At 75.0% G+C, this 25,595-nt stretch carries 16 protein-coding genes; 7 read left to right on the forward strand and 9 right to left on the reverse strand.

Annotation, left to right across the window (positions count from 1 at the left end):
• The first annotated feature begins 24 nt into the window (after window positions 1-24).
• Window positions 25-2,655 carry an alpha-L-rhamnosidase gene (locus tag ADY01_RS04410; protein ID WP_049565760.1) on the forward strand — a complete coding sequence of 877 codons (2,631 nt, stop codon included), beginning with the start codon at window positions 25-27 and terminating at the stop codon, window positions 2,653-2,655.
• A 24-nt stretch (window positions 2,656-2,679) separates the two neighbouring features.
• On the opposite strand, the gene ADY01_RS04415 is transcribed toward ADY01_RS04410, so the two are convergent.
• On the reverse strand, window positions 2,680-5,577 hold the full coding sequence (locus ADY01_RS04415) for a glycoside hydrolase family 2 TIM barrel-domain containing protein (RefSeq protein ID WP_049565683.1): 2,898 nt from the start codon (window positions 5,575-5,577) through the stop codon (window positions 2,680-2,682).
• 157 nt (window positions 5,578-5,734) lie between these two features.
• Between ADY01_RS04415 and ADY01_RS04420 the strand changes: the two genes are divergently transcribed.
• The gene (locus tag ADY01_RS04420; protein ID WP_234320056.1) at window positions 5,735-6,118 is read left to right on the forward strand and encodes a beta-L-arabinofuranosidase domain-containing protein; all 384 of its coding nucleotides are present in this window, start codon (window positions 5,735-5,737) and stop codon (window positions 6,116-6,118) included.
• Here the strand turns inward: ADY01_RS04420 and ADY01_RS04425 are convergent.
• Complete coding sequence (locus ADY01_RS04425) at window positions 6,102-8,765, reverse strand: alpha-L-rhamnosidase (RefSeq protein WP_049565689.1); 2,664 nt, start codon at window positions 8,763-8,765, stop codon at window positions 6,102-6,104. The genes ADY01_RS04420 and ADY01_RS04425 overlap by 17 nt on opposite strands.
• Window positions 8,766-8,789: 24 nt before the next feature.
• Window positions 8,790-9,548: a DeoR/GlpR family DNA-binding transcription regulator gene (locus tag ADY01_RS04430; RefSeq protein WP_049565692.1), complete on the reverse strand. Its 759-nt coding sequence runs from the start codon at window positions 9,546-9,548 to the stop codon at window positions 8,790-8,792.
• Between the two features lie 197 nt (window positions 9,549-9,745).
• Between ADY01_RS04430 and ADY01_RS04435 the strand changes: the two genes are divergently transcribed.
• From ADY01_RS04435 to ADY01_RS04450, 4 genes are read left to right on the forward strand one after another with little or no spacing between them, the layout of a single operon-like run.
• A complete protein-coding gene (locus ADY01_RS04435; RefSeq protein WP_049565695.1) occupies window positions 9,746-11,467 on the forward strand; it encodes a beta-L-arabinofuranosidase domain-containing protein in 1,722 nt (573 codons plus the stop codon).
• A complete protein-coding gene (locus ADY01_RS04440; RefSeq protein WP_078899985.1) occupies window positions 11,461-12,948 on the forward strand; it encodes a glycoside hydrolase family 28 protein in 1,488 nt (495 codons plus the stop codon). The genes ADY01_RS04435 and ADY01_RS04440 overlap by 7 nt, the downstream gene beginning before the upstream one ends.
• Window positions 12,945-14,297 carry a glycoside hydrolase family 28 protein gene (locus ADY01_RS04445; RefSeq protein WP_199826157.1) on the forward strand — a complete coding sequence of 451 codons (1,353 nt, stop codon included), beginning with the start codon at window positions 12,945-12,947 and terminating at the stop codon, window positions 14,295-14,297. Before ADY01_RS04440 ends, ADY01_RS04445 begins: the two co-directional genes overlap by 4 nt.
• On the forward strand, window positions 14,284-16,020 hold the full coding sequence (locus tag ADY01_RS04450) for an acyltransferase (protein ID WP_078899986.1): 1,737 nt from the start codon (window positions 14,284-14,286) through the stop codon (window positions 16,018-16,020). Before ADY01_RS04445 ends, ADY01_RS04450 begins: the two co-directional genes overlap by 14 nt.
• A gap of 46 nt (window positions 16,021-16,066) precedes the next feature.
• Here the strand turns inward: ADY01_RS04450 and ADY01_RS04455 are convergent, their stop codons facing one another.
• Window positions 16,067-18,118: a hypothetical protein gene (locus ADY01_RS04455; RefSeq protein WP_053170499.1), complete on the reverse strand. Its 2,052-nt coding sequence runs from the start codon at window positions 18,116-18,118 to the stop codon at window positions 16,067-16,069.
• A 160-nt stretch (window positions 18,119-18,278) separates the two neighbouring features.
• Here ADY01_RS04455 and ADY01_RS04460 point away from each other — a divergent pair, with 160 nt between their 5' ends.
• Window positions 18,279-19,766, forward strand: coding sequence for an ABC transporter substrate-binding protein (locus ADY01_RS04460; protein WP_049565702.1), 1,488 nt, complete (start codon window positions 18,279-18,281; stop codon window positions 19,764-19,766).
• Window positions 19,767-19,793: 27 nt separating this feature from the next.
• Here ADY01_RS04460 and ADY01_RS04465 read toward each other — a convergent pair whose 3' ends face one another.
• The 5 genes from ADY01_RS04465 to ADY01_RS04485 are packed head-to-tail and all read right to left on the reverse strand — an operon-like array spanning window position 19,794 to window position 25,588.
• Window positions 19,794-21,017 (reverse strand): DUF5605 domain-containing protein, encoded by a 1,224-nt coding sequence (locus ADY01_RS04465; protein ID WP_049565704.1) that lies wholly within the window; start codon window positions 21,015-21,017, stop codon window positions 19,794-19,796.
• The gene (locus ADY01_RS04470; RefSeq protein ID WP_049565709.1) at window positions 21,014-22,429 is read right to left on the reverse strand and encodes a DUF5060 domain-containing protein; all 1,416 of its coding nucleotides are present in this window, start codon (window positions 22,427-22,429) and stop codon (window positions 21,014-21,016) included. The genes ADY01_RS04465 and ADY01_RS04470 overlap by 4 nt, the downstream gene beginning before the upstream one ends.
• Window positions 22,426-23,520 carry a sialidase family protein gene (locus tag ADY01_RS04475; protein ID WP_049565714.1) on the reverse strand — a complete coding sequence of 365 codons (1,095 nt, stop codon included), beginning with the start codon at window positions 23,518-23,520 and terminating at the stop codon, window positions 22,426-22,428. The genes ADY01_RS04470 and ADY01_RS04475 overlap by 4 nt, the downstream gene beginning before the upstream one ends.
• Window positions 23,517-24,560, reverse strand: a complete 1,044-nt coding sequence (locus ADY01_RS04480; RefSeq protein WP_049565719.1) for an ABC transporter ATP-binding protein — start codon at window positions 24,558-24,560, stop codon at window positions 23,517-23,519. Before ADY01_RS04480 ends, ADY01_RS04475 begins: the two co-directional genes overlap by 4 nt.
• On the reverse strand, window positions 24,557-25,588 hold the full coding sequence (locus tag ADY01_RS04485) for an ABC transporter ATP-binding protein (protein WP_049565722.1): 1,032 nt from the start codon (window positions 25,586-25,588) through the stop codon (window positions 24,557-24,559). Before ADY01_RS04485 ends, ADY01_RS04480 begins: the two co-directional genes overlap by 4 nt.
• Window positions 25,589-25,595: the final 7 nt, after the last annotated feature.

Genomic DNA, 25,595 nt, shown 5'->3' on the forward strand with positions numbered 1-25,595 from the left:
GTCACCAAGAGCGAGGAGACCGCCGTGTCGTCCGTTGCCCCGTCCTCCCCCACCTCCCTCCAGGTCGCCGCGCCGGTCGCCGAGCACCACCGTGAACCCCTCGGCATCGGCGAGCCGCGGCCCCGGCTGTCGTGGACGGTCCGCGCCGCGCGGCCCGGCTGGCGGCAGGCGGCCTACGCCGTCGAACTGCGCGACCCGGCCGGGGCGGCGTGGCGCTCCGGCCGCCTCCCCGGCCCCGACTCCGTGCTGGTGCCCTGGCCCGCCGGCGCGCCCGCGCTCGCCTCCCGGGAACGGCGCGAGGTGCGGGTCCGGGTCTGGGGCGAGGACGGCTCCGCCTCGGACTGGAGCCCGGCGCTGACCGTGGAGGCCGGGCTGCTGACCCCGGGGGACGTCACGGCCGCCATGGTCGCGCCCGCCGTCCCGGCCGCCGCGCGGGAGCCGGACCGCCCGGTGCTGCTGCGGGGCGAGTTCACGCTGCCCGCCGCGCCGGTCACCGCCCGGCTGTACGCGACGGCGCACGGCGTCCACGAGCTGGAGCTCAACGGGGTCCGCGTGGGCGACCAGGCGCTGGCCCCGGGCTGGACCAGCTATCACCACCGGCTGCGGTACGCCACGTTCGACGTCACCGGTCTGCTGCGCCCCGGCCCCAACGCGCTCGGCGCCTGGCTCGCCGACGGCTGGTACCGGGGCCGCGTCGGGTTCCAGGGCGGGGTGCGCGCCTTCTACGGCGACGAACTCGCGCTGCTCGCCCAGCTGGAAGCCGACTGCGCGGACGGGACCGAGGTGCGCTTCGGCACCGGCGAACGGGACTGGGTCTGCCGTTACGGCCCGCTGCTGGCCGCGAGCCTGTACGACGGCGAGCGCCACGACGCCCGGCTGATGCCGGAGGGCTTCTCCCGGCCGGGGTTCGACGCCGCCGCCTGGCATCCGGTCCGCGCCGTCGCGCGCGACAGGGCCACGCTCGTCGCCCCCACCGGGCCGCCCGTGCGCCGCACCGAGGAACGCCCGCCCGCCCGCGTCCTCACCTCGCCCTCCGGCCGCACGATCCTCGACTTCGGCCAGAACCTCGTCGGCCGCCTGCGGATCCGGCCCGAAGGCCCCGCCGGCGCCACCGTCACCCTGCGCCACGCCGAGGTGCTCCAGGACGGGGAGCTGTGCACCCGGCCGCTGCGGGACGCCGAGGCCACCGACCACTACACCCTGCGCGGCGGCGGACCCGAGGAGTGGGAGCCGCGGTTCACCTTCCACGGCTTCCGCTACGCGGAGGTCACCGGCTGGCCCGGCGCGCTCGGCCCCGGCGACGTCACCGCGCGGGTCCTGCACACCGACCTGCGCCGCACCGGCTGGTTCGACTGCTCCGAGCCGCTGCTCAACCGGCTGCACGAGAACGTCGTGTGGAGCATGCGCGGCAACTTCCTCGACGTCCCGACCGACTGCCCGCAGCGCGACGAGCGGCTGGGCTGGACCGGCGACCTCCAGGTCTTCGCGCCCACGGCCTGCTTCCTCTACGACTGCGCCGGCATGCTGACCTCCTGGCTGGCGGACCTGGCCGCCGAGCAGTACGAGGACGGCACCGTGCCGTTCTTCGTGCCCACCCTGGACGCCGAGGCGTGGCGGCCGGACTGGTCGCCGTCCTGGCCCGCGGCCGTGTGGGGCGACGCGGCCGTGCTCACCCCCTGGACGCTGTACGAGCGGTACGGCGACGCCGGGGTGCTGCGCGCGCAGTACGCCAGCGCCCGGGCGTGGGTGGAGCTGGTCGCCTCCCGGCTCGACGGGGACGGGCTGTGGCGGCACGACCGGCAGCTCGGGGACTGGCTGGACCCGGCCGCGCCCCCGGACGACCCCGGCCGCGCCCTGACCGACCCGGACCTGGTGGCCTCCGCCTACGCCGCCGCCTCGGCGGGGCGGCTGGCGGACATCGCCCGGGTGCTGGGCGAGGAGGAGGACGCGCGCCGGTACGCGGCGATGGCGGCGGCGCTCCGCGCCGCGTTCACCGCCGCCTATCTGACCCCGGCGGGCCGCCTGGCCTCCGACACGCAGACCGCCTACGCGCTGGCGCTGCGCTTCGGCCTGCTGCCGGCCTCCTCGCGGCGCGCGGCGGCGGCCCGGCTGGCGCGGCTGGTCGCCGGCGCGGACCACCGCATCGGCACCGGCTTCGCCGGCACACCCGTGGTGTGCGACGCCCTCGCAGACGGCGGCGAGGTGGCCACGGCGTACCGGCTGCTGCTCCAGCGAGCGTGCCCCTCCTGGCTCTACCCGGTGACCCGGGGCGCGACCACGATCTGGGAGCGCTGGGACAGCCTGCTGCCCGACGGCACGGTCAACCCCGGCGAGATGACGTCGTTCAACCACTACGCGCTCGGCGCCGTCGCCGACTGGCTGCACCGCACCGTCGCGGGGCTGGCCCCCGCCGCGCCCGGCTACCGGCGGCTGCGCGTCGCGCCGCGCCCCGGCGGCGGGCTCACGCACGCGCGGGCCCGGCACCTCACCCCCTACGGGCCGGCGGAGGCCGGGTGGCGCGTCGAAGCCGGGCGGCTGGAGGTGGAGGCGGTGGTGCCGCCGGGCGCGACGGCGGTGATCGACCTGCCCGGCTCGACCCCGGTCGAGGTGGCCGCCGGCACCCACCGCGTCGGCACCCCCTGGCCGCTCGGCTAGGGGCGGCAGGGAGGTCAGGAGAGGTCAGGGGAGGGAGCGGAAGAGGAGGGCGAAGGTGGTCTCCGTGGCGGCCAGCCGGTGTTCGGGCAGGGGTCCCGGGCCGCAGGAGGCGCTGCCCAGGCCGTGCTGGGCGAGGTCCAGGTTCACCCAGACGCGGTCGCCCGGCACCAGGTCCGTGGGGTGCCGGGCGACCTCCAGGTCGCGGGAGGTCCAGCGGCGGGCGGTGAGGCCGAAGTGCGGCGCCCCCTCGATCCGCAGCCCGTGGTCCGCGCCGCCGAGCTCCGCCCACCGGACCTCCGCGCGGTGCCCGTTCTCCTGCGGCACGACGTAGGGCGTCTGGAGGCCGGCGACCGTGGCCGCGAACAGCCCCACCCGGGCGGCCTCGCGGCTGTCGGGGTAGGACTCCCCCGGCCCCCGGCCGAACCACCGGACGGCCTCGCAGTCCGCCGGCAGCGCCAGCCGCACCCCCAGGCGCGGCAGCGGCAGGTCGTGCCAGGGGCCCTCGGGGACGACATGGACCTCCAGCCGCAGGCCGGGCCCGGCCGCGGTCCAGGTGTAACGGGCGCGCAGCGCCCGCTCGGTGCCGGCGGCGGCGACCCGGGTGTCCACCACCAGCCGGTCCTCGCCCGGGGCGACGCGGACGGTGCGGTGCTCCATCCGGTCCAGCCCGGCGCGGCGCCAGTCGCGCGCGAGGGAGCGCGCGCCCATGCCACGGTCGTTGTCGGTGGGCGCGCGCCAGACGTCCAGGCGGGGCCCGTCCAGCCCGAGGGGGCCGAGCCGGCCGAGCACCCCGGTGTGGGCGTCGAACAGCCCCTCGCCGAGGGCGATGGCGTCCCCGCGGCGCCGGGCGGCCCGGCCGGGGGCGGCTGGACGCGGGGGCGGAGCGGGCGAGGCGGGCGGAGCGGGCACGGCGAACTGGGCCCAGGCGACCTCGTGTCCGGCCGCGGCCCAGGGCGCGTCGTCGGCCAGTTCGGCCCGCACCGTCAGCCACCCCTCCCCCGCGGTGGCCGGCAGCCGCGGCAGCGGCAGCGCGGCCTCCCCGCCGGCGGGCACGGGCGGCACGGGGAGCTCACCGGCGGCGACCCGTTCCCCCTCGTCCTCCAGGATCCAGGTGAACCGCAGGTGGGACAGATCGCGGAACGCGTGACGGTTGGCCACGCGCACGACGCCGGCGGCCGGTTCGAGGGCAACCGGCTGGAACACCTTCTTCAGCTCGACCAGGCCGGGGGACGGGCTGCGGTCGGGGAAGACCAGGCCGTCGATGCAGAAGGTGCCGCCGTTCGGGTGGTCGCCGAAGTCGCCGCCGTAGCCGAAGTACTCGCGGCCGTCGGCGGTGCGGCGGCGGAAGCCGTGGTCGATCCACTCCCAGACGAAGCCGCCCTGGCAGCGCGGGTACGTCTCGAAGACCCGCTGGTACGCGGCCAGCGAGCCGGGGCCGTTGCCCATGGCGTGGGCGTACTCGCACAGCAGGAACGGCAGCGCGCGGCGCCTGGCCTCAAGCTCCGGATCGCCGGCCGTCTCCGGCGGCGCGGCCTCCTCGCGCCGCCCGATCCGCTCGACCTCGGCCACGGGCGCGTACATGAGGCTGTAGAAGTCGGAGTGGCGGTAGCTGCGGTCGCGCTCGTAGTGCAGCGGCCGGCCGGGGTCGCGGGAGCGGGTCCAGTCGGCCAGCAGGCCGAGGTTGCGGCCGTGGTGGCTCTCGTTGCCCAGCGACCAGACGACGACGCTGGGGTGGTTCTTGTCCCGCTCGACCATCCGCCGCATCCGGTCCAGCAGCATCGGCGCCCAGCGGGGGTCGTCCACGGGGTTGCCGCGCCAGTCCGCGTGGATGAAGCCGTGGGTCTCGATGTCGCACTCGTCCACGACCCACAGGCCCAGCTCGTCGCAGAGGTCGAGGAAGGCCGGGTGCGGCGGGTAGTGGGCGGTGCGGACCGCGTTGACGTTGTGCCGCTTCATCAGCAGCAGGTCCGCGCGCATGGTCGCCACGGACAGCGCCCGGCCGTGGTCGGGGTCGTGCTCGTGCCGGTTGACGCCGCGCAGCAGCAGCGGCGTGCCGTTGACGGTGAGCAGGCCGCCGGTGATCGCGACGGTGCGGAAGCCCAGGCGCAACGGGATCCGCTCCCCGGGGGTGGTGAGGTGGCCGTCGTACAGCCGCGGGGTCTCCGCCGTCCACGGCTCCACGGCCAGGCCGGCGGCCTCCCGCCCGGCGGGCAGGTCCCGCACGCCCAGCTCCGGCACCGTGAGCAGGGCGGGTGCGTCGGCGTCCACGGTGAGCGTGCCGCGGCCGGTGAGGTGGTCGTAGCCGGCGTGCACGAAGAAGTCGTCGACGCCGCCCGCGGGCCGCTCCAGCAGGGTGACCTCGCGGAAGATGCCCGGCAGCCACCACATGTCCTGGTCCTCCAGGTAGCTGCCGGAGGACCAGCGGTGCACGCGCACGGCGAGCACGTTGGGCCCGGGGCGCAGCGCCGGTCCGGCGTCGAACTCGGCCGGCAGCCGGCTGCCCTTGGAGGTGCCGAGGCACCGCCCGTTGAGCCAGACGCGGAAGCAGGAGTCGACGCCCTCGAAGCGCAGCACGCTGCCCGCCGCCCGCCAGCCGGCGGGCAGGTCGAACGCGAGCCGGTGGTCGCCGGTGGGATTGTCGTCCGGCACGTGCGGCGGGTCGATCGGGAAGGGGTAGGCGGTGTTGGTGTAGCGCGGGACGCCGTGGCCGTGCAGCACCCAGTGCGAGGGGACGGGCAGTTCGGTGAAGCCGCCGGCCGGCGGCCGGGGGCCGAGGAAGTCCAGCGGCGCGCCGTCCGCGGTGGCGGAGAGCCGGAACTGCCAGGTGCCGGTGAGGCTCAGCCGCCCGGCGTCGGAGGTGAACGCGGCGCGGGGCCGGCGCAGCCCGGTGCCGGGGGTGAGGTCCTCGTGGTACGACGGCATCACAACTCCCCACAAAAAGCAGAGAACGGCCGAAAACAGCTGAAAGGGTATTGACAGGGGGAGGCCGCGGGCGTCTTCCTGAGGCGATGCGATCGTCTCCCGCCCTCACGGCGCGTTCGCGCTCGCGCTGCGGGTGCCGGAGCGGGTGAGCGGGCCGGTGACGCTCACCGTGAACGGCCGGCGGCACGAGGTGCCGGACGGCGCCCGTTCCGCCACCGTGCGCCGGACGTGGCACGAGGACACCGTGCGCCTGGAACTGCCCCGCGCGCTGCGGGCGATACCCCTGCCCGACCGGCCGGAGGCGGTGGCGTTCCGCTACGGACCCGAGGTCCTGGCCGGGCTGTGCGACGAGGGGCGCCGCCTGGTCGGGGACCCGGCCCGTCCGGAGACGCTGCTGGCCCCCGACGAGGAGCGCGACCCGTTCGCCTGGCGGGGCTCCTGGCGCGCCCGCGGCCAGGACCGGGGGCTGCGCTTCGTGCCGCTCCACGAGGTGGAGGAGGAGAGCTACGCGGTCTACTTCCCGGTCACGCCCCGGCGGTGAACCGCGCGTCGCCCGGCCCGGCCTCGTAGACGGCGCGGGCGCCCTCGACCCCGAGCGCCCGCGCGCCCGGCGGCGCCGGGTCCGGGGCGGCGCCGCCGGGCAGCGGCACCTCGACGCGGGCGGGCGCCCCCGGGGGAACGGTGACGTCGAGGAGGAGGCCGCCGCCCGGCGGGCGCCGCCAGGCGCTCCGGACCCGGCCGCGGGGGGTGTCGTACCAGGCGTCGACATGGGTGAGGTCTCCTACCGGGGTGGGCCGGATGACGATCCGGTCGAAGGCGACCGAGTCGTCGGCCTGGCGGATGCCGGCGAGCGAGGCGGTGAGCCACTCCTGGATCGCGCCGAGCATGAAGTGGTTCTGCGAGGAGCCGCGGGTGGGCCCGTCCCAGCGTTCGGTGAGCGCGGTCGCGCCGTGCGCGATCTGGTAGCCGTAGCTGGGGTTGTCGGTGCGGGTGACGAGGTCGTGGACGACGTCGTCACGGCCGTGGGCGGAGAGCGCCCGCAGCAGCGAGGGCAGGGCGATCTCGCCGACCGTGACGTGGTCGCCCTCGGCCCTGATGGCGGCGACGAGGTGGCCGAGCACGGCCGCGCGCTCGGCCGCCGGCACGACGCCCATGTCCAGGGCGAGGGCGTCGGCGGCCTGGCTGCCGGTGGCGTAGGTGTGCTCCCCCGGGTCGAAGAAGGCCCGGTGGAAGGCGTGGCCGACGCGGTCGGCGAGCGCCGCGTACTGACGGGCCTCGCCCTCCCGGCCCAGGACCGCGGCGATCCGGCCGATCGTCGTGGCGAGGCGGTGGTAGGCGTAGGTCGCGGTGACGGCCTTCGGCGTGGAGGTGTCGAAGGCCATCCAGTCGCCGAGGCCGTGGGAGAGCAGCTCGCCCTCGGCCCGGGTGGCCAGGTGGTCCAGATAGCGCCGCATGTGCGGGTAGTGGGCGCGCAGTGTGGCGGTGTCGCCGTACCTGCGGTGGAGGAGCCAGGGCGCCAGGACGATCGCGCCGCCCCAGTTCGGGTCGTCGCGGAACTTGTCCGCGAAGACGGTGTACTCGGGCGCGATGCCCGGCACGAGTCCGGAGTCGGTCTGCGCGTCCGCCATGTCGCGCACCAGCTTGCGGTAGTACGCGGCGACGTCGTAGTTGTCGGCGACGGCCGGGAAGACGAGGTGGGTCTCCTCCAGCCAGCCGAGCTTCTCCCGGTGCGGGCAGTCGGTGAGGACGCTGTACATGTTGGACTGCACGGCGCGGTCGACGAGCCGGTGGATGCCGTTGACGAGCTCGTCGGAGCAACGGAAGCCGCCCGCGGGCGGGTTGGCGGCGCGCAGCACGTGGGCGCGGACGGTGCCGGTGGTGGCGGGCCGGGGAAGTCCCTCGACCTGGACGTAGCGGAAGCCGTGGTAGACGGTGACCGGGTGCCAGACCTCCGGGGTCTGCGGGTCGCCGCCGCGCAGCGTGTAGGTGTCGTAGCAGGGGCGGCCGGTGAAGCGCTGGTTGACGGTGCCGTCCTCGTTCAGCAGCTCGGCGGGGCGCAGGGTCACGGTGGTGCCGGCGGGCCCGGCGACGCGCAGCTCCGGGCGGCCGGCGACGTTGACGCCGAAGTCGACGACGTGGACGCCGGGCCGCGGCTCGGTCACGGAGACGGCGGTCAGCTCCTCCACGACCTCGACCGGCGGGTGGGCGCGGGCGGTGAGCGTGACGTCCGGGGCGGGCACGACCACCGCGGGGCGCCAGCCCGCCCGGACGGCGGCGCGGTCGGCCCCGTGGGCCCCGTCGGCGCTCGGCACGTCCCAGCCGGGCCGCTCGCGGCGGGCGTCGTACTCCTCGCCGCCGAACCAGTCGGAGAGGGTGACGGGGCCGGCCGCCGTGCGCCAGCTCTCGTCGGTGACGAGGGTGGTGAAGGAGCCGTCGTCGGCCTCCACGCGCAGCACCGCGAGGAGCCTCGGCAGGCCGTAGCTGACGTGCAGCTTCTGGTAGCGGCCCGGCACGTCGGGAACGTGGGCGATGCCGCCGGCCAGCTGGAAGCCGACGGTGTTGGCGCCCGCCCGCAGCGCGCCGGTGACGTCGTAGGTGGCGTACAGCAGCCGCTTGTCGTAGGCGGTGTAGCCGGGTTCGAGCTCGGCGGCGGCGACGCGGCGCCCGTTGACGGTGGGGTGGTAGACGCCCAGGGCGGTGGCGTACAGGCGGGCGCTGCGGATGGGCGGCTTCAGGTGGAAGTCGCGGGCCAGCAGGGGCATCGCGCGGTCCGGGTCGTGTTCCGCGGTGGCGGGCGGGGCCCACTCGGGGGCGGTCACCCAGCGCGCGCCGCCCCAGTCGGCGGGCCGGAGCAGCCCCGTCTCCCACACGGCCGTCCGGCTCCAGGCGGACGCCACGTCGTTCTCGTCCCACACCCGGACCCGCCAGCAGGCCCGCCGGCCGGAGCCGAGCCGCCGGCCGGCGTAGGGCACCGCGACCCCGCGTTCGCCCGCCACCCGGCCGCTGTCCCACAGGTCGTGCTCGCCGCCGGCGAGTCGGCCGGGGGTGGACGCCACCTGGATCCGGTAGGCGCGCTGCCGTCCGGCGGCGAGCCGCCAGGAGAGGTCGGGGCGTTCGGCGTCGATGCCGAGGGGGTCGGTGAGGTACCCGGTCCTGAGGTGGGTCGGCGCGGCGGGGGCCTCTGCCATGTCAGGTCTCCTGTCTGCCCGTTGTCAGGCGATCACCAGCTCGACTCCGCTCTCGCGGCACAGCCGGGGGTAGGGCGGCGGGGGCTCGACGTCCGTGACGAGCACGTCCACCTGGTCGAGGCGGGCGACGGAGATCGTCTCGGTGCGGCCGAACTTGGTGTGGTCCATGACGACGATCACCGTCTCGGCGATCTCCAGCATCGCGCGGCGCACCTCGGCCTCCTCCAGGTCGAAGAAGGTCAGGCCGCGCTCCGGGGTGAGTCCGCCGCAGCCCAGGACGAGCTTGTTCACGTGCAGCTTGCGGATGGTCTCCGTGGCGAGCGCGCCGACCAGGCACATCTCCGGGGCGATCACCCCGCCGGCGAGCAGCACCTTGGCCGAGGTGCCGGGCGCCTTGCGGAACTCCCCGGCCACGTGGATGGAGTTGGTGACGACCACCAGGTCCCGGGTGCCGCGCAGCGCGCGGGCCACGCTGTGCGCCGTGGTGCCGGTGTCGATCGCGACGCTGTCGCCGTCCTGGATCAGCCCGGCGGCGCGGGTGGCGATGCGGAGCTTCTCCGCCGCGCGGGCGACCGCGCGGGTCTCGAACGGCGAGCGCTCCCGGCGCACGGCGCCGCCGTGCACCCGGCGCAGCACGCCGTCCTGTTGCAGCTGCCCGAGGTCGCGGCGGACGGTCATCGCCGAGACGCCGAGGCACCGGGTGAGCTCGGCGACCTCCAGGCGTTCCCGCTCGTCCAGCATCCGCAGGATGACGTCCCTGCGCGTCCGTCCGCTCTCTCCCATGCCCCTCCGCCTCGTCTCGACCCGGATTGTTCGAGTGAACAGAAGCTAGAGCGGTACCCGGTCCGCGTCAACCGCGCCGATCGCTCGCGAGATGAATATCCATCCAGCTGTCCGGCCTTGTTGACGGCGGCGACGGCCGCTCCTAGCCTGTCCCGCATTCGTGTTCGTTCGAACATTGAGAACGGTGTGAGGGATCCATGCCCGACATCCCGGCGACGTTGCTGCTGGAGGAACGCGCCGAGCAGGCGATGAACGCGGTCACCGGACTCGCCGACCCCGAGCTCGGCCACGTCCCCTTCTTCAGCGCCGACCTCCTCGCCGAACCGGCCTCGCTCGTGCACGGCGACTACGACTACGGCTCCAGCCACGGCCGCCTCACCGACGCCTGCGTCCTCGCCCGGCAGATGACCGGCGCGTCCTGGTGGCGCGAGACCGAGGAGCGTTACAAGGCCACCCTGCTGGACCTGCTGGCCGAGGACGGACTGAGCTACCGGCGCACCCACCCCCGTGGCCACTGGGCGGCGCACGCCAACCTCATCGACCAGCGCGCCACCCTCCTCGCGCTCACCACCTGGTACACGGACAGCGGCGACGAGCGGGCGCGGCGCGCCGCCGACCGGCTCGTCGCCGCCCTGCGGCGGATCGCCGTCAAGGAGCGCGACGCGTGGTACTACCCGGCCTCGGAGTGGACCCCGCGCGGCTGGCCCTCGGACAACGCGGTCCACCTCCGCCTGGCGCCCGACCCGGCCACGTTCTGCGGCCGGCTCGTCATGCCGCTGCTGCGCCACCACCAGGCGACGGGCAGCGCCGACGCCCTGGAACTGTGCGGCTGGTTCACCCGGCTCATCACCGAGCGGAGCGGCGTCTTCCTGCCCGACGGCAGCTTCAACCCGGCGCTCGCCTACCGCAGCGGCCACTTCCACACCCGGCTCGGCACGCTGGACGGCATCGCGCGGTACGCGGTCCACACCGGCGACCACGCCCTGACCGCGTTCGTGAAGAACGCCTTCGACTGGGCGCTGACGCAGGCCACCGCCTTCGGCTGGACCCCGGGCGACCTGGCCGACCAGCGCCACGAGCACGAGACCTGCTCGCTCGTCGACCTGATCGGCATCGGCACCACCCTGGCCCGCGCCGGGCACACCGGGTACTGGACGGTGGTGGAGCGCTTCCTGCGCAACCACCTCGCCGCCTCCCAGCTCACCGACACCGACTGGGTCCGCTCGGCGCCCGACCGCTCGCTGGACACGCCGGGCTGGGAGACCCACCACCGCGTCGGGGAACGGGTACGGGGCGCCTTCGCCGGCTACGGCGCGCCCAACGACTACGTGTGCGACGTGGCCCTCGGCCGCGGTCACACCAGCGACGTCCAGGCGTGCTGCGTCGGCTCGGGGGTGCGCGGCCTGTTCACGGGCTGGAACGCGGTGCTCACCGGCGACGAACGGCTCCTGCGCGTCAACCTGTTGCTCAACCGCGGCAGCGGCCTCGTCGACGTGCTCAGCCATCTGCCCCACGAGGGCCGGGTGGACCTCGACGTGCGCGCCGACTGCCGCGAGCTGCGGCTGCGCGTGCCGCCCTGGGCCGGCTGGGCCCACCTCGCCGTCGCCCGCCGCCCGGCCGCCGGCCCGCCCACCACCGCCTCCGGCCGGGAGCCGGGCCTGTGGGCGCCGGACGGCTACCTCCGGCTCGAACGCCCCCGGGCGGGCGAGCGGATCACCGTCACGTTCCCTCTCGCGGAGTCCACCACCGACGAAACCGCGGCCGGGCGCGTCTTCCGCGCCCGGTGGCGCGGCGACGACGTCGTCGGCATAGAACCGGAAGGCAGGTCACGTCCGATGTACAGTCCCCGCACCCTGGAGCCGAAGGCGCCACGGCGCGCCCACACGCTGCACGTCCCGGACCGGGAGTGGTCATGGTGAGCCGCCAGGAGGGACCGCGGGAGCCCGGCGCCGCGGCCGGGCCCGCCCGCCGGGCCTTCGTGCTCGGCGCGGGCTCGACCGCCGCGCTCGCCCTCGGCGTCGGGTCGGCCGCCGGAGCCGGGTCGGCCGCCGGAGCGGACGCCGGAGCGCCGGGGCCGCGGCGGCCGAGCGACGCGCAGGCCGCGGGGATCCTCGCCGGGATACGCCCGCCCCGCTTCCCCCGCCGCACCGTGTCCATCACCGCCCACGGCGCCGTGGGCGACGGGACCACCGACTGCACGCAGGCCATCGCCCGCGCCATCGCCGCCTGCCACGCCGCCGGCGGCGGCCGCGTCCTCGTGCCCGCCGGCACGTTCCTCACCGGCGCGGTGCACCTGCGCGACACCATCGACCTGCACCTCGCCGAGGGCGCCACGCTGCGCTTCAGCCGGGACCCGGCCGCGTACCTGCCGGTGGTCCACACCCGCTACGAGGGCGTGGAGTGCCTCAACTACTCCCCCTTCGTCTACGCCCACGGCTGCCGGAACATCGCGCTCACCGGCAGCGGGGTGATCGACGGGCAGGCCGACGACACCCACTGGTGGGACTGGACCAGGGGCCAGGACGGCGGGCCCTCGCCCGAGAGCGGGGACAAGACCGCGCTGCGCGCCTGGGCCGAGCAGGGCGTGCCCGTCGCGGAACGGGTCTTCGGCGCGGGCCACCACCTGCGGCCGAACATGATCCAGTTCTACGACTGCCGCGACGTGCTCATCGAGGGCGTGACGGTCAAGGACTCGCCGATGTGGAACATCCACCCCGTGCTCTGCCGCAACGTCACCGTCCGGGGCGTCACGGTGGAGAGCCCCGACGGCCCCAACAACGACGGCTGCAACCCCGAGTCCTGCGCCTATGTCCTGATCAAGGACTGCGTCTTCAACACCGGCGACGACTGCATCGCCTTCAAGGCCGGGCGTGACGCCGACGGCCGCCGGCTGAACGTCCCCTGCCACAGCGCGCTCGTCGAGGGCTGCGAGATGCGCGACGGCCACGGCGGCGTCACCATCGGCAGCGAGATGACCGGCGGCGTCCACAACATCCTCGCCCGCGACTGCCGGATGGACAGCCCGCAGCTCGACCGGGCGCTGCGCCTGAAGTCCAACCCGGTGCGCGGCGGCCACATCACCGACGTCGTGTTCACCGACATCACCGTGGGCACGGTCGGCGACGCCGTGATCGAGATCGCGCTCGACTACGAGAACGTCGACACCGGCGACCACTACCCGGACGTCCACGGCATCGCGGTGCACCACCTCACCGCCGAGTCGGGCACGCTCGCCTGGAACCTGCTGGGCAACGACGCCAACCCCATCCGCGACGTGCTGCTGACCGACTGCGCCTTCGAGGGCATCGAGGAGGGGTACGTCACCGAGAACGTGGAGGGCCTGGTGCTGCGCGGGGTCACCGTCAACGGCGCGGACGTCGGTGACGGAGGAGGCGCGTGAACGCCTCACCGGCCGACCTGGCCAGGCGACAGGCCGACGCCATCGCCGCGCGCGTGCGCCCGCCGCGCTTCCCCGACCGCGAGTTCCCGGTGACCGACCACGGCGCCGTGGGTGACGGGACCACCGACTGCACGCGGGCCATCGCCCGCGCCGTCGCCGCCTGCCACGCCGCCGGCGGCGGCCATGTCATCGTGCCCGAGGGCACCTGGGCCACCGGCGCGATCCGGCTGCTCTCCGGCGTGGACCTGCACCTGCGCGCCGGGGCCACGCTCGCCTTCAGCCGCGACCCGGCCGCGTACCTGCCGCCCGTCCTGACGCGGTTCCAGGGCGTGGAGACCTACGGCTACTCCCCGCTCGTGTACGCGCACGGCCAGCGGAACATCGCGGTCACCGGCGCCGGCGTGCTGGACGGCCGGGCGGACCCGGACCACTGGTGGCCCTGGTCGGGGCAGGAGGAGTTCGGCTGGCGGCCCGGCCTGCCGCAGCAGGAGGACGACTGGCCGCTGCTGTGGCGGCAGGCCGAGCGGGGCGACCCCGTCGAGGAGCGGGTCTACGCCACCGGCCACCACTTCCGGCCCAACTTCCTGGAGACGTACCGCTGCGAGAACGTCCTCGTCGAGGGCGTCACCTTCGTGCGCTCCCCGATGTGGGTCATCCACCCGGTGCTCTGCCGCGGCGTCCTCGTGCAGGACGTCACCGTCGACAGCATCGGCCCCAACAACGACGGCTGCGACCCGGAGTCCTGCCGGGACGTGGTCATCCGCGGCTGCGTCTTCAACGCGGGCGACGACTGCATCGCCGTCAAGTCGGGCCGGGAGGCCGACGGCCGCCGGGTGAACGTGCCCAGCGAGGACATCCTCATCGAGGACTGCGTCATGCTCCACCGCTACGGGGCGATCACCCTGGGCAGCGACATGACCGGCGGCATCCGCAACGTGTTCGCGCGCCGCTGCCGCATCGGCGGCCCCGGCCTGTACTTCGGCCTCTACATCAAGACCAACTCCGTCCGCGGTGGCTTCGCCGAGAACATCCAGCTGGACGAGCTCACGGTGACCCACCTCACCAAGGAGTTCCTCACCTGCGACTTCCACCGCGGCGAGGGTGACACCGGCGCGTACCCCCCGCGGGTGGCGAACATCGGCGTCCGCGACGTCACCGTCGGGAAGGCCCGGCGCGCCATCCTCGCCCAGGGTTACCCGCACGCCCCCATCCGCGACCTCCGGCTGGCCGACTGCTCCTTCGCCGAACTGGACGAGGCCGACCGGCTGGAGCACGTCGAGGGGCTCATCCTGGACGACGTCACCCGGCCGGAACCGACCCCCGAGGACGCCCCTCATGACGCCACCTGACACCCCAGGCCCCGACCCCGCCCCCGTTGCGCCCGACCTCGCGGCGCCCGGGACCACGCCGGGGCGCCACGACTGGTGCCCCTGGTTGTACTTCGGCTCCGCCACCGACGCCGAGCGCGGCGCGCAGCGCGCCTGGCAGCGAGGGCTGACCGAGCGGCTGGCCGCGCGGGGCGGCGAGACGGAACTCACCGGGGACGTCTACCTGTCCCCCTGGGCCGGGGTCCTCACCGACCGGCTGACCATGGGGGAACGCTCCTACGTCGCCGCCCACGCCTACGTCACCGACGAGGTGACGATGGGCCGCGACTGCACGGTCAACCCCTACACGGTCGTGCGCGGCCGGGTGCGCATGGGCGACGGGGTACGCGTCGGGGCGCACAGCTCCGTGCTGGGCTTCAACCACTCGGCCGCCCCCGACCGGCCCGTCCACAAGCAGCCGCTCGTCTCGCGGGGGATCGAGATCGGCGACGACGTGTGGATCGGCTCGCACGCCGTCGTCCTGGACGGGGTCTCCATCGGCGCGCACTGCGTGATCGGCGCGGGCGCGGTGGTCACGCGCGACCTGCCCGAGTGGTCGGTCGCCGCCGGCAACCCGGCGCGGGTGCTGCGCGACCGCAGGGACCCCCCGGCGGCGCGCGCCGCCGGGGCGGCGGCGGGGCCGCGCTGCCTGGAGGCGCGGCTGGAGGGATTCGCCGCGCGCGCCCGCGAGCAGGCGCCGCGGGTGCTGGCCCGCTGCCTGGGCGAGGCACCCGACGGCAGCCCGGCGTACACCGACCGGCCGGGCGCGCCCCGCACCGTCCGGGCGGACTGCGACGCCGTCGAGATCGCGCACCTGCTGCTCGGCGGCCGGCCGCCCGGCATCGGCGCCGAGGACCTGGTCGCCCGGCTGCGCGGGGCGCAGGACCCGGCGACCGGACTCGTCCCCGAGCACGGGGCCGGGCCGCCGACGCTGGACGACGACAGCGCGATGTACCACATCCTGTGCGTCGGCTACGCGCTCACGCTGCTCGGCTCCGGCTTCGAGCACCCCGTGCGGGCGGTCCACGAGCTGAGCCCGACGGAGCTCACGGCCCGGCTGGAGGCGTTGCCGTGGGAACGCGCGGCCTGGCGCTCGGGCCACTGGGTGGACGGCGTCGGCACGGGAATCCTGGTGAACCTGGAGGGCTTCGGCCTGCGCGCGCCGGCCGCCGACACCCTCTTCGGCTGGCTGCTCACCCATGCCGACCCCTGGCACGGCCTGTGGGGCAGCCCCGGCGCGGAGGACCGCTGGCTCCAGCCGGTCAACGGCCTCTACCGGCTCTCGCGCGGCACCTTCGCCCAGTTCGGGCTCGGGCTGCCGTACCCGGAGCGAGCCGTGGACACCGTCCTCACCCACAGCGCGGACGCCGCGTTCTTCGGGGCGGGCCGGGGCAACGCGTGCAACGTCCTCGACGTCATCCACCCGCTCTGGTCGTGCGCCCGGCAGACCACGCACCGGCTGGAGGAGGGCCGCCGGTGGGCCCGCCGGCAGCTCGACCGCCTGCTCGACGGCTGGCGGGACGGGGAGGGCTTCGCCTTCGCGCTGGTGCCCGGCGCCGGGCCGCGCCATCAACCGGGCCTCCAGGGCACCGAGATGTGGCTGGCCATCGCCTGGCTGCTGGCCGACCACCTCGGGGTGAGCGAGGCCCTCGGCTACCGCCCGGCGGGCGTCCACCGCCCCGGCCCGGCCCGCCTCGGCCTGTAGGGTCCGGCCTTCGGGACCCGGCCGCGCGCCGCCCCGGTGGCGGGGGTCAGCCCTCCGCCGCCGGGGCGGCGCGCAGGCGCAGGGCGTTGGCGAGCACCTGGGCCGTCACCCAGGACGGGTTCCAGGTGTTGCTGGTGCCCCGCGCCTGCCAGTGGGTGGGGAAGAAGCCCTCGGCCTGCTCGCCGGGGCCGTCGAAGTCCCACTCCCCCGGCCGGGCGCAGATGCCCTGGCCCATCGCGTGGATCATCGTGTCGGCCAGCGCGGTGTACTCCGGGCGCCCGGCGAGCTCGCCGAAGCGGGCCAGCTCGTGGACCGGGAAGAACACGTCCACGTGGTGGTTCTGCACGCTGACGGCCGGCCACCCGGTGGCGTCGAAGCCGCGCTCGCGCAGCGGGGAGCCGGGCGGGTAGGCGGGATTCCACTGGTAGACCCAGGTGAGCAGCCAGTCGGCCGCCGCCGCGGCCCACGCGCGGTAACGGCTCTCGCCGGTGAGCAGCAGCAGTTCGTAGGCGCTCAGGAAGAACGCGATGCCCCCCTCCTTGTCCTCGCACGCCGCGTCCAGGGTGGCGTGCGCGAAGGGCGTGGCGAAGTCGTCGGCGTGGGCCCGCTGGTAGCGCCCCAGCAGCTCGGCGGCGGTGGCCAGGAGCGCCGGTGAGGGCGTCACCCGCTGGGCCCGCAGCAGCGCCAGGACGCACGGCAGCCCCGCGGCGCCCGGCGGCTCGGGCAGCGGCGCCCCGTCCGCCGAAGCCCAGCCGAGCGGCACCAGGCCGTCGGGGAGCAGGCCGCGGCACACGGCGTCGAGCCCCTGGTCCAGGGCGGTGACCCAGGATTCCGGCACGGCGCGGCCGTGCTCGCGCAGCAGCGCGATCACGTCGGCCAGGTCGCCCAGCGTGTCGCCGAACGCGCGCGCGGAGACGAAGGGGCGGCCCCCGCGCTCGAACCCGGTCCAGCGGCGCTCCCCGAGGTGATAGAAGCTCAGCCGCAGGCCGGGCGGCGCCCCCCGGGCGCTGCCGTCGAGGTAGAAGTCGACCGCGCGCCGGCAGCGCTCCAGCCGCCACTCCTCGCCGCGTTCGAGGCCGAGCCGCGCGTCGCACCACGCCAGCCGCAGGCACTGGCCGGTCCAGCCGTACATGAAGCCCGGCGCGTGGCCGGGCCCGGGGAACTTCACGTACCCGGCGGCGCCCGCCGCCTCGCGCCAACGGCGGTCCAGGGCCGCGGTCTTCAGCTCGACGATTCCGTCCAGGGACAGCGGCCGGGCGCCGGAGGGCGCGTACCGCCGCAGCCCGTGGTGGACCAGGTCGCGGAAGCCGTGGCCGGGGCGCTCGGGCCGCCCCCAGCGCAGGGCGTGCCGGAGCGTCAGGGCGGCGCCGGGGGCGAGGTCGCGGTAGCCGCCGTGGTGGGGCGCGGTGGTCGCCTTGTGCGTGTAGGCCACGTCCGGCCGGCCGTCGAACATCACCGGGCCGCTCAGGGCGAGCAGGGCCGTCCCCTCCCGCGCGACCGCGCCCAGGGAACCCTCGCCGGGGTCGCGCGCGTACAGCGTCAGGAAACGGTCGCCGCCGGGACCGTGCCACTCCGCGTGGACGCCGGGGACGGGCAGCCGGTGCTCCTCGACGACGAGCCCGCCGCCCCGCGGGCCCACGCCGAGCCGGGGCACGGTGCGGTCCGGATCGGCGGAGGGGTTGCCGCGGTAGAGGACTCCCGGGAGGGTCACCGAGGCGGCCGTGGCGTCCGGGAGGGGAAGCGCCAGGCCGACGACGACGTCCCGCAGCGGGCGCTCGCCCGCGTTGCGCCAGGTCACCTCCGTGTGCAGCGCGCCCTCGCCGAAGGCGAACGTGGCCTCGGCCTCCAGCGGGCCGACGGCGCAGCGCGCGGTGAGCCCGGCGCCGGAGCGGTGGACGGTGGTCCCGCCGGCGCCGGGGAACGCCGGGCGCCAGGGCCGTCCGACGGAGACGGCCAGCAGGTCCCCCAGGCCGGCGGTGAGGTAGCGGCCGTCGTCGCGGGACAGGCTCAGCCGCGCGTCCGGGCCCCCGGCCTCGATCTCCAGGACCATTCCCTCGCTCTCGACGCGCAGCGTGCGCGCCGCCCCGGATGCGTTCATGGCTCCCCTTTCGTCCGGCGGCGCGGACTCGTGCCACGCACTGGGCGCTGCACGAGTGTTGACGCCCCTGCCGCTCCACCCCGGATAATGGCATTCATATGGTATGCCACCTCGTGCACAACTGGGCGTCTCAATCTCCGGCAGAAGGAGCAGTGTGACCATGAGTGAGGGCTCGAAGGCCGAACGGAAGGCCCGACCGCTGTCCCGCAGGACGTTCGTCGGGGCGGGCGCCCTGGCGGGTGCCGCCGGCGCCGGCGCGTCGCTCCTGACCCCGGGCGCGGCCGGGGCAGCGGCCGTTCCCCGCGCACCCAGCCGGTATGCCACCCGCTCCGGAGCGGCCTGCACCCCGGTCCCCAACCGCTACGACGAGCCGTTCGAGGTCTGCGACGACGAGCTGTTCGTCTTCGTCGCCAACTACAAGCCGTTCGAGATCGCCGGCTTCTTCGACACCGTCATCGGGAACGGGCTGGCCGCCGCGTTCCCCGACGTCCCGCTGAAGGTCGCCGTCTGGGACCAGCCGGTCCGCTACGAGGACCTCCAGGCGGCCGGCGTGGTCCCCGACATCATCATCGACGACCCGCGCCGGCGGATCGACCGCGACCTGGAGCCGCGCGGCTGGCTGAGCGACCTCACCGGCGACCTGGCGAGCGCCGGCATCGACCTCGGCACCCTCAACCCGGCGGCGGTGGAGCTGATCAGGTCCCGCTCGGACGGCGGCGTCTACGGGGTACCGCTGCTGGTCGACGACTTCGTGCTGCTCCACAACAAGAAGATCTTCGACCGCTTCGACGTGCCGTACCCGACCAACGGCATGACCTACGACCGCGCGTTCCGGCTGGCCGAGCGGCTGACCAGGGAGGTGGACCTGGTCGCCTACAAGGGCTACCTCCAGCACCCGGACAACTACCTGGACTTCAACCAGCTCGGGCTCTACCCGTTCCTGGCGACCGGCAGCGAGAACCCCGCGCCGGAGGACATCCGGGTGGACATCACCTCGGCGGGCTGGCAACGGCTGGGCGCCAGCATGGAGCGCTTCCTGCTCATCCCGCGGAACATCTTCACGTCCGTGGACGACTTCTTCCAGACCGGCCATGTGGCCATGGCCGTCGACACCCTCTGGAAGTTCAACGCCTACGCGCTGAACGAGATGTACATCGACCCCGCGGACCTGGAGCAGTGGCGGGGTCTGGCGGAGAACGTCGACCTCGCCGTCACCTCCGTGCCCGTCCTGGGCGGGGGCGAGGAGTCCACGTACCAGCCCAACACCCTCGCGGCCTACCTGCCGCCGCAGTCGGCCAAGCGGCGGCAGGCGCTCGACGTCCTGAAGTGGCTCGTCTCCGAGGAGGCGCAGGTCACGCTCTCCTCCTACGGCATCAAGCCCGCGCTGCGCTCCGACGCCGTCGTCGACGCCTTCGGCAGCGCCTCCCCGGCGCTGGCCGGCATCGACACCTCCGGCGTCTTCTGGGGCGACAACGCGGCGGTGAGCGGCTACGAGCAGACCGAGTACTGGGATCTCCCGCTGTACATGGTCTTCCGCCAGCACGTGCTCAAGGACGGGCTGTCCGTCGCCTCCGCGCTCACCGTCACGGAGACCGAGGACATCCCGAACTACATCCGCGCCCAGGCGGAGGCCGGCTTCGACTGGTGAGGGCGGGGCCGCCGGGCGCCGCGCGGCTCAGGCCGCGGGCGCCCGGCGGATCCGCACCGCGTGGTAGGGCAGCGCGGGAAGCGCCACGTCGAAACGGTCGGCCGACACGGTCACCGGCGCGCCGACCGTCATGTTCCAGACGTCGATCACCTCGACCCGCCAGGTGCCCTCGCCCATCCGGAAGTGGCGCACCGGATACCGGTGCGGGCCGAGGTACTGGAGGCAGTACGCGCCCGGCACCTCGACCGTCGAGGCGTCGTAGTACCCGGGCTCGTGCCGCAGGCCGGGGGGCGCGTCGGCGAGGATCTCCCGCAGGAAGGCGAGGCGCGCGGGCGCCTCGCCGCGCGGCGCGCCGCCGTGCGTCCGCCAGGGCCGCGCCCCGTAGGACTCGCCGTGGGTGGCGTGGCCGCCCTGGCACACCGCCTCCCAGATCCGGGAGACGAGCTCGGGCGCCGGCAGGCTCAGCTCGGGCTCCTGGGCGTCCCCCTCGGCGCCGCAGTCGTCCAGGATGACCGGCTTGCCCAGGTCCGCCACCAGTCCGGCGACGGCCCGCGGCTCCTCGTGCCGCACGCTGGCGTGGGTGATCCAGGGGGCGCCGAAGTCGGTCTCCGGGCCGCCGTGGACGGTCAACGGGTGCCGGCCGTGATCGAACTCCAGGACGGTGGCCTGGAGTTCGGCGTCGTGGGGCGCGCGCCACCAGACGTTGCGGAACGCCGCGAGCCGGGAGACGGTCTCGGCGACGTCCCGCCCGTGCAGCGGCACCTCGGCCTCGATGCCACGCGCGAGCAGGCCGGTGACCTGCCGCTCCAGCCGGGCGAGCGGCGTCCCGGCCGGGCAGCGCAGACGGACCCGGTTGAACGGCCCGGCCGCCAGCGCCCGCAGGGTGGGCTCGGTGACCTCCGCCACGGTGGTGCTCAGGGGGTGGAAGGGAAGGCCGTCCGCGTACCGGAAGCCGAGCCCGCCGACCCGCACCGGGCCGTGGTTGCCCGGCCGGGCGGCGGTGCACAGGAAGGCGCCCTCCGCGCCGGCGCCGCGGTAGCGCCACACGCCCTCCTCGTCCGGCATGAAGCGGACCGCGCGGCGGCCGGAGTCGTCGGTGAAGCCGGCGGCGGTGAACCGGCGGTCGCCGTGGACGAAGACGACCTCCGGGCCCGTTCCCGGCCCGGCCGGCGGGCCGGGGAGAGGGAGCTCCAGGACGCCCCAGCGCTCGACCTCCCGCGACGAGCGCGGCGGGTTCGCGGTGTCGTTCACTCCGCCCTCCGGATCCTCAGGGCCATGTCCGGCCGGCCGTTCAACGCCACCCGGAGGTGGTCGCGGTGGGTGCCCTCCAGGGCGGTGACGGTCATGTCCCAGGTGTCGACCAGGTCGACGCGGTAGGCGGCGCCCGGCGGCAGCGGGACGTCCCGGTGGGCGGGCCGGCGGTCGCCGAAGAACTCCAGCCAGTACTCGCCCCGCCGCCGCGCCGCGGGGAGGTCGGCGGGCCCCTCCTCCAGCAGCCGGCGCAGGAACGCGACACGCGGCACGCTCTCGCCGCGCAGCCGGCCGCCCCGGGAGATCCAGGTGGCGCCGCCGAGGTCGGCGTCCGGGTAGCACTCGCCGTGCCCCACGTACCCGCCGGCCACCGCCGCGTGCCAGAACTGGCGGGTCAGCGCGCGGGCGGTGAGGTTCCCCCAGCGCCGGTCGGCCAGGCCCTCGTAGCCGATCTCGTCGATGACCACCGGCTTGGGGCAGCGTGCCATCCACCGGCCGGTCAGCCGGGCGTCCCAGTGCTGGATGCTCTGGTGGGTGATCCAGGGCCGGGCGAAGTCGTAGATCCGCTCGTAGGCGTACATCCGCGTGCCGTTGTGGATGGACCGCGGGCGCTGGTAGGGGTCGTTCCGCTGGACGAACCGGCCCAGCAGGTCCCAGTCCTCCACGGTCTTGGCGCGGTTGAAGTCGTACTCGTTGGCGATGGACCACCACACGTTCCGGTAGGCGGACAGCCGCGCCAGCGTGTGGCGCAGCAGGAAGAGGTCCTGCTCGCGGCTCATGTCGTCGACCCCCCAGTGCCCCTCGTCGTAGGGGTGGAAGAGGATGACGTCCGCCACGATGCCCAGCGCGAGCAGGTCGCGCACCCGCCGCTCGAAACGGGCGAAGAACCGGGGCTCGATGCGGGTGCGATCGAGCGCGCCGGGGGTGTCACCGGGGAAGGCGAGCAGCGGCGGCCTCATGTGCCGGGTGGGCAGCAGGCACATGCGGACCTTGGTGAACGGCGAGGCCGCCAGGGAGCGGAGGGTCAGCTCCTCGGCGGCCTCGTCCCCGTCGTGCGTCCAGTGGTAGCAGGTGGTGCCCAGGGGGAGGTAGCGCGTGCCGTCGGCGTACGCGAACCCGGTGCCGGCCACCCGCACCGGGCCGTGGTTGCCCACTCCCGGCGGGACGCATTCGAACGTGCCCTGCCTGCCGTCGAGTTCGGGCACGTCGGAGCGGGTGACGTAGTGCCAGGTGCCCTCCCGGTCCGGCATGAACCTGATCCGGTGGCGGCCGTCGCCGTCGTAGAAGCCGTCGGCCTCCACGACCCGGTTGCGGTACTGGAACAGGGCGCTCAGCCGCACGTCGGTGTACGGGTTGCCGTGCGCCGGCCCGTCGAGGTCGAGTTCGAAGACCCCCCACCGCTCCACGGTCACGGGCCGGTCTCCCCCGGCGCGGGCGCCGCCCTGACCCAGTCCTCGTGAAGGCGCACGTACTTGATCGTCTTGCGCAGGAAGGAGTAGGCGAGGTGCAGCGCTCCGTCGCGGGTCTGGACGACGCTGGGGTAGGAGTAGCCCAGTTCGTTGTCCCGGTACTCCTCGTCGGCGGTCTGGACGTCGCGGCGGTGGGGCCAGGTGCGCCCGCCGTCCTCGGACAGCGCGAGCGTCAGCGGGGTGCGCAGCGCCTTCTTGCGCCGCCCGGCGCCCTCGCCGACCCAGCGGAACTGGTCGCGCTCCAGCGAGGCGTCGTTGTAGAGAAGGGCGAGGGTGCCGCCGGTCAGCCGGGTGAGCTGGACGGCGGAGTTGTTGTTGGGCAGCTCGGTCCTGGTCGGCGGCTGCCAGGTCCGGCCCAGGTCGAAGGACTCCGAGGCGTGGATCCGGTCGGCGGCGCGGCTGCGGAACATCGCGAACAGGCTCCCGTCGTCCCGTCGCACGGCGGTCATCTGCACCAGGTGGCCGCTGCCCGGCAGGTCGTGCTCGCGCCACGTCCCGCCGCCGTCCTGGCTGATCATGACGGTGCTGTGCTCACCGCCCGGGCGGCACCAGTAGGCGGGCAGCATCCAGGAGCCGTCGGGGAGCAGCAGCGGGGGGTTGCGCACGAAGATGCCGGGCCCCTCGAAGAGGACGCGCGGCTCGCTCCAGGTCCGGCCGCGGTCCGGCGAGGTGCGCACGACCAGCCGCGCGGTCTTCTGGTCGTGCGGGGTGTTGGAGGGGTGGAAGAGCCACACGGTGCCCTCGGCGTCCTGGGCGAGGACCGGGTTCTGCTCCGAGCGCTCCGGGTCCTGGGCCAGCCGCAGCGGCGCCGACCAGCGCTGCCCGCCCCGGCTCAGCCGGGAGAGGACGACGTCGGTGCCCGCGTCGCCCTCCTCGGGGCCGTTGAACCACGCGCACAGCAGGTCCCCGTCGTCCAGTTCCAGCAGGTTCGCCGCGTGGCTGTCGCCCGGGTGGCGGACGGGCAGCAGCGCCTCCCGCAGCGCCGGGTCCCGCTGCGAGGTGCGGACCACGCCGTCGAAGCGCGGATCGTTCACGAGCCGACCCCTCTCAGTTCGAGCTCCTCGGCGAAGTGGCAGGCCGCCGTGCGGCCGGGGCGGATCTCGCGCAGCGCCGGGACCTCGGTGGCGCACCGGTCGCGGGCGTGGAAGCAGCGCGGGTGGAAGGGGCAGCCGAACGGCACCCGGGAGGGGTCGGCGACCTCGCCGCGCAGCACGATCCGCTCCCGGCGGCGGGCCGCCGGGTCCGGGTCGGGGACGGCGGACAGCAGCGCCTCGGTGTAGGGGTGGAGCGGGCCGCCGTACAGCTCGTCCGTGGCGCCGGTCTCCACCACCCGGCCGACGTACATGACCACGACCTCGTCGGCCATGTACTCCACCACGCCGAGGTCGTGGGAGATGAAGAGGTAGGTCAGCTCCTCCTCGTCCTGGAGGTCCTTCAGCAGGTTGAGGATCTGCGCGCGCACCGACACGTCCAGGGCGCTGACCGCCTCGTCGGCGACCACCAGCCGCGGCGAGAGCGCCAACGCCCGCGCGATGCCGACGCGCTGGCGCTGGCCGCCGCTGAACGCGTTGGGGTAACGGCGCATGTGCTCGGGGCGCAGGCCCACCCGGCGCAGCAGCTCCGCGACCTGCTCCTCCAGCTCCTCCCGGCCGAGGGAGCGGTTGACCCGCAGCGGCTCGCCGACGATCTGGAGCAGGGTCATCCGGGGGTTCAGCGAGGCGAACGGGTCCTGGAAGACCATGCGGATCTTGCTGCGGTACGGCTTGAGGGCCGCCTCGTCGAGCGCGGCCAGGTCCACGGTGGTGCCGTCGGCGGGGTCGCGGAAGAGGATCTCGCCCGCGGTCGGCTCGTACACCCGGAGCAGGCAGCGGCCCAGGGTGGACTTGCCGCAGCCGGACTCCCCGACCAGGGCGACGGTGCGCCCGCCGGGGACGCGCAGGTCGACGCCGTCGACGGCCCGCACGTGTCCGGCGACGCGCCCCAGGAGGCCGCGTCTGAGGGGGAAGTGCTTGGTCAGCCCGCGCGTCTCCAGCAGCGCGACGTCCTCGCGCGGGGCGGCGGTGGTGCGGGTCACGGGTCCATCCTTTCCCGGCGGGGGGCTGACGCGCCCTCGGCCTCGTAGAGCAGGCAGCGCACCTCGCGGTCCGGCTCGGGGCCGACCACGGGCGGGGGCACCGTCACGTCGCAGCGCCCGGCCATGAACTCCTCGCAGCGCGAGTGGAACGGGCAGCCGGACGGCCGGTGGTAGGCGTGGGGCACCATCCCGCGGACGGGTCGGAGGCGTTCGCGCGCCCCGGAGCCCAGCTTGGGGATCGAGCGCAGCAGCGCCTTGGTGTACGGGTGGCGGGGGGAGCGGAAGACGGACATGACGTCGCCGCGCTCGACGACGGTGCCCAGGTACATCACGGCCACGCGGTCCGCCATCTGCGCCGCCACCCCCAGGTCGTGGGTGATCAGCATGACCGCCATGCCGAAGTCGTCCTGGAGGGAGCGCAGGAGTTCCAGGATGCGGGCCTGGGTGGTGACGTCCAGGGCGGTGGTCGGCTCGTCGGCGATGAGCAGTTCGGGGTTGCAGGCCAGGGCCATGGCGATCATCGCCCGCTGGAGCATGCCCCCGCTCATCTGGAAGGGGTACTGGTCGACGCGGCGCCGGGGGTCCGGGATCTCCACCCGGCCGAGCAGGTCGATGGTGCGCCTGCGGGCCTCGGCCTTGGTGACCCGCTCGTGGAGCAGGATGGCCTCGCCGATCTGGTTGCCGAGGGTGTGCATCGGGCTCATCGACGTCATCGGCTCCTGGAAGACCATGGCGATGCGCTTGCCCCGCACGGCGCGGACGGCCCGTTCGTCGGCGGGCACGAGGTCGATCATGCCGTCCGGGGGCTGCCTGACCCAGATCTCACCCCCGGTGATCCGCCCCGGCCGGTCGACGAGGCGGAGGATCGAGCGGGCCATCACGCTCTTGCCGCACCCCGACTCGCCCACCACGGCCAGGGTCTCCCCCCGGGCGATCTCCAGGTCCACGCCGTCCACGGCCTTGACCACGCCGTCGTCCAGGGTGAAGTGCGTGCGCAGGCCCCTCACCCGCAGGACGGTCTCGCTCACGGCAACT

The organism is Streptomyces sp. SBT349 (assembly GCF_001083795.1).
Lineage (GTDB): Bacteria > Actinomycetota > Actinomycetes > Streptomycetales > Streptomycetaceae > Streptomyces.

Bases quoted from the DNA above. Each gene is read 5' to 3' on its own strand.
- ADY01_RS04455 (WP_053170499.1), bottom strand. From the start codon at position 18,118: ATGAACGCATCCGGGGCGGCGCGCACGCTGCGCGTCGAGAGCGAGGGA.
- ADY01_RS04450 (WP_078899986.1), top strand. From the start codon at position 14,284: ATGACGCCACCTGACACCCCAGGCCCCGACCCCGCCCCCGTTGCGCCC.
- ADY01_RS04415 (WP_049565683.1), bottom strand. From the start codon at position 5,577: ATGCCGTCGTACCACGAGGACCTCACCCCCGGCACCGGGCTGCGCCGG.
- ADY01_RS04440 (WP_078899985.1), top strand. From the start codon at position 11,461: ATGGTGAGCCGCCAGGAGGGACCGCGGGAGCCCGGCGCCGCGGCCGGG.
- ADY01_RS04435 (WP_049565695.1), top strand. From the start codon at position 9,746: ATGCCCGACATCCCGGCGACGTTGCTGCTGGAGGAACGCGCCGAGCAG.
- ADY01_RS04425 (WP_049565689.1), bottom strand. From the start codon at position 8,765: ATGGCAGAGGCCCCCGCCGCGCCGACCCACCTCAGGACCGGGTACCTC.
- ADY01_RS04430 (WP_049565692.1), bottom strand. From the start codon at position 9,548: ATGGGAGAGAGCGGACGGACGCGCAGGGACGTCATCCTGCGGATGCTG.
- ADY01_RS04460 (WP_049565702.1), top strand. From the start codon at position 18,279: ATGAGTGAGGGCTCGAAGGCCGAACGGAAGGCCCGACCGCTGTCCCGC.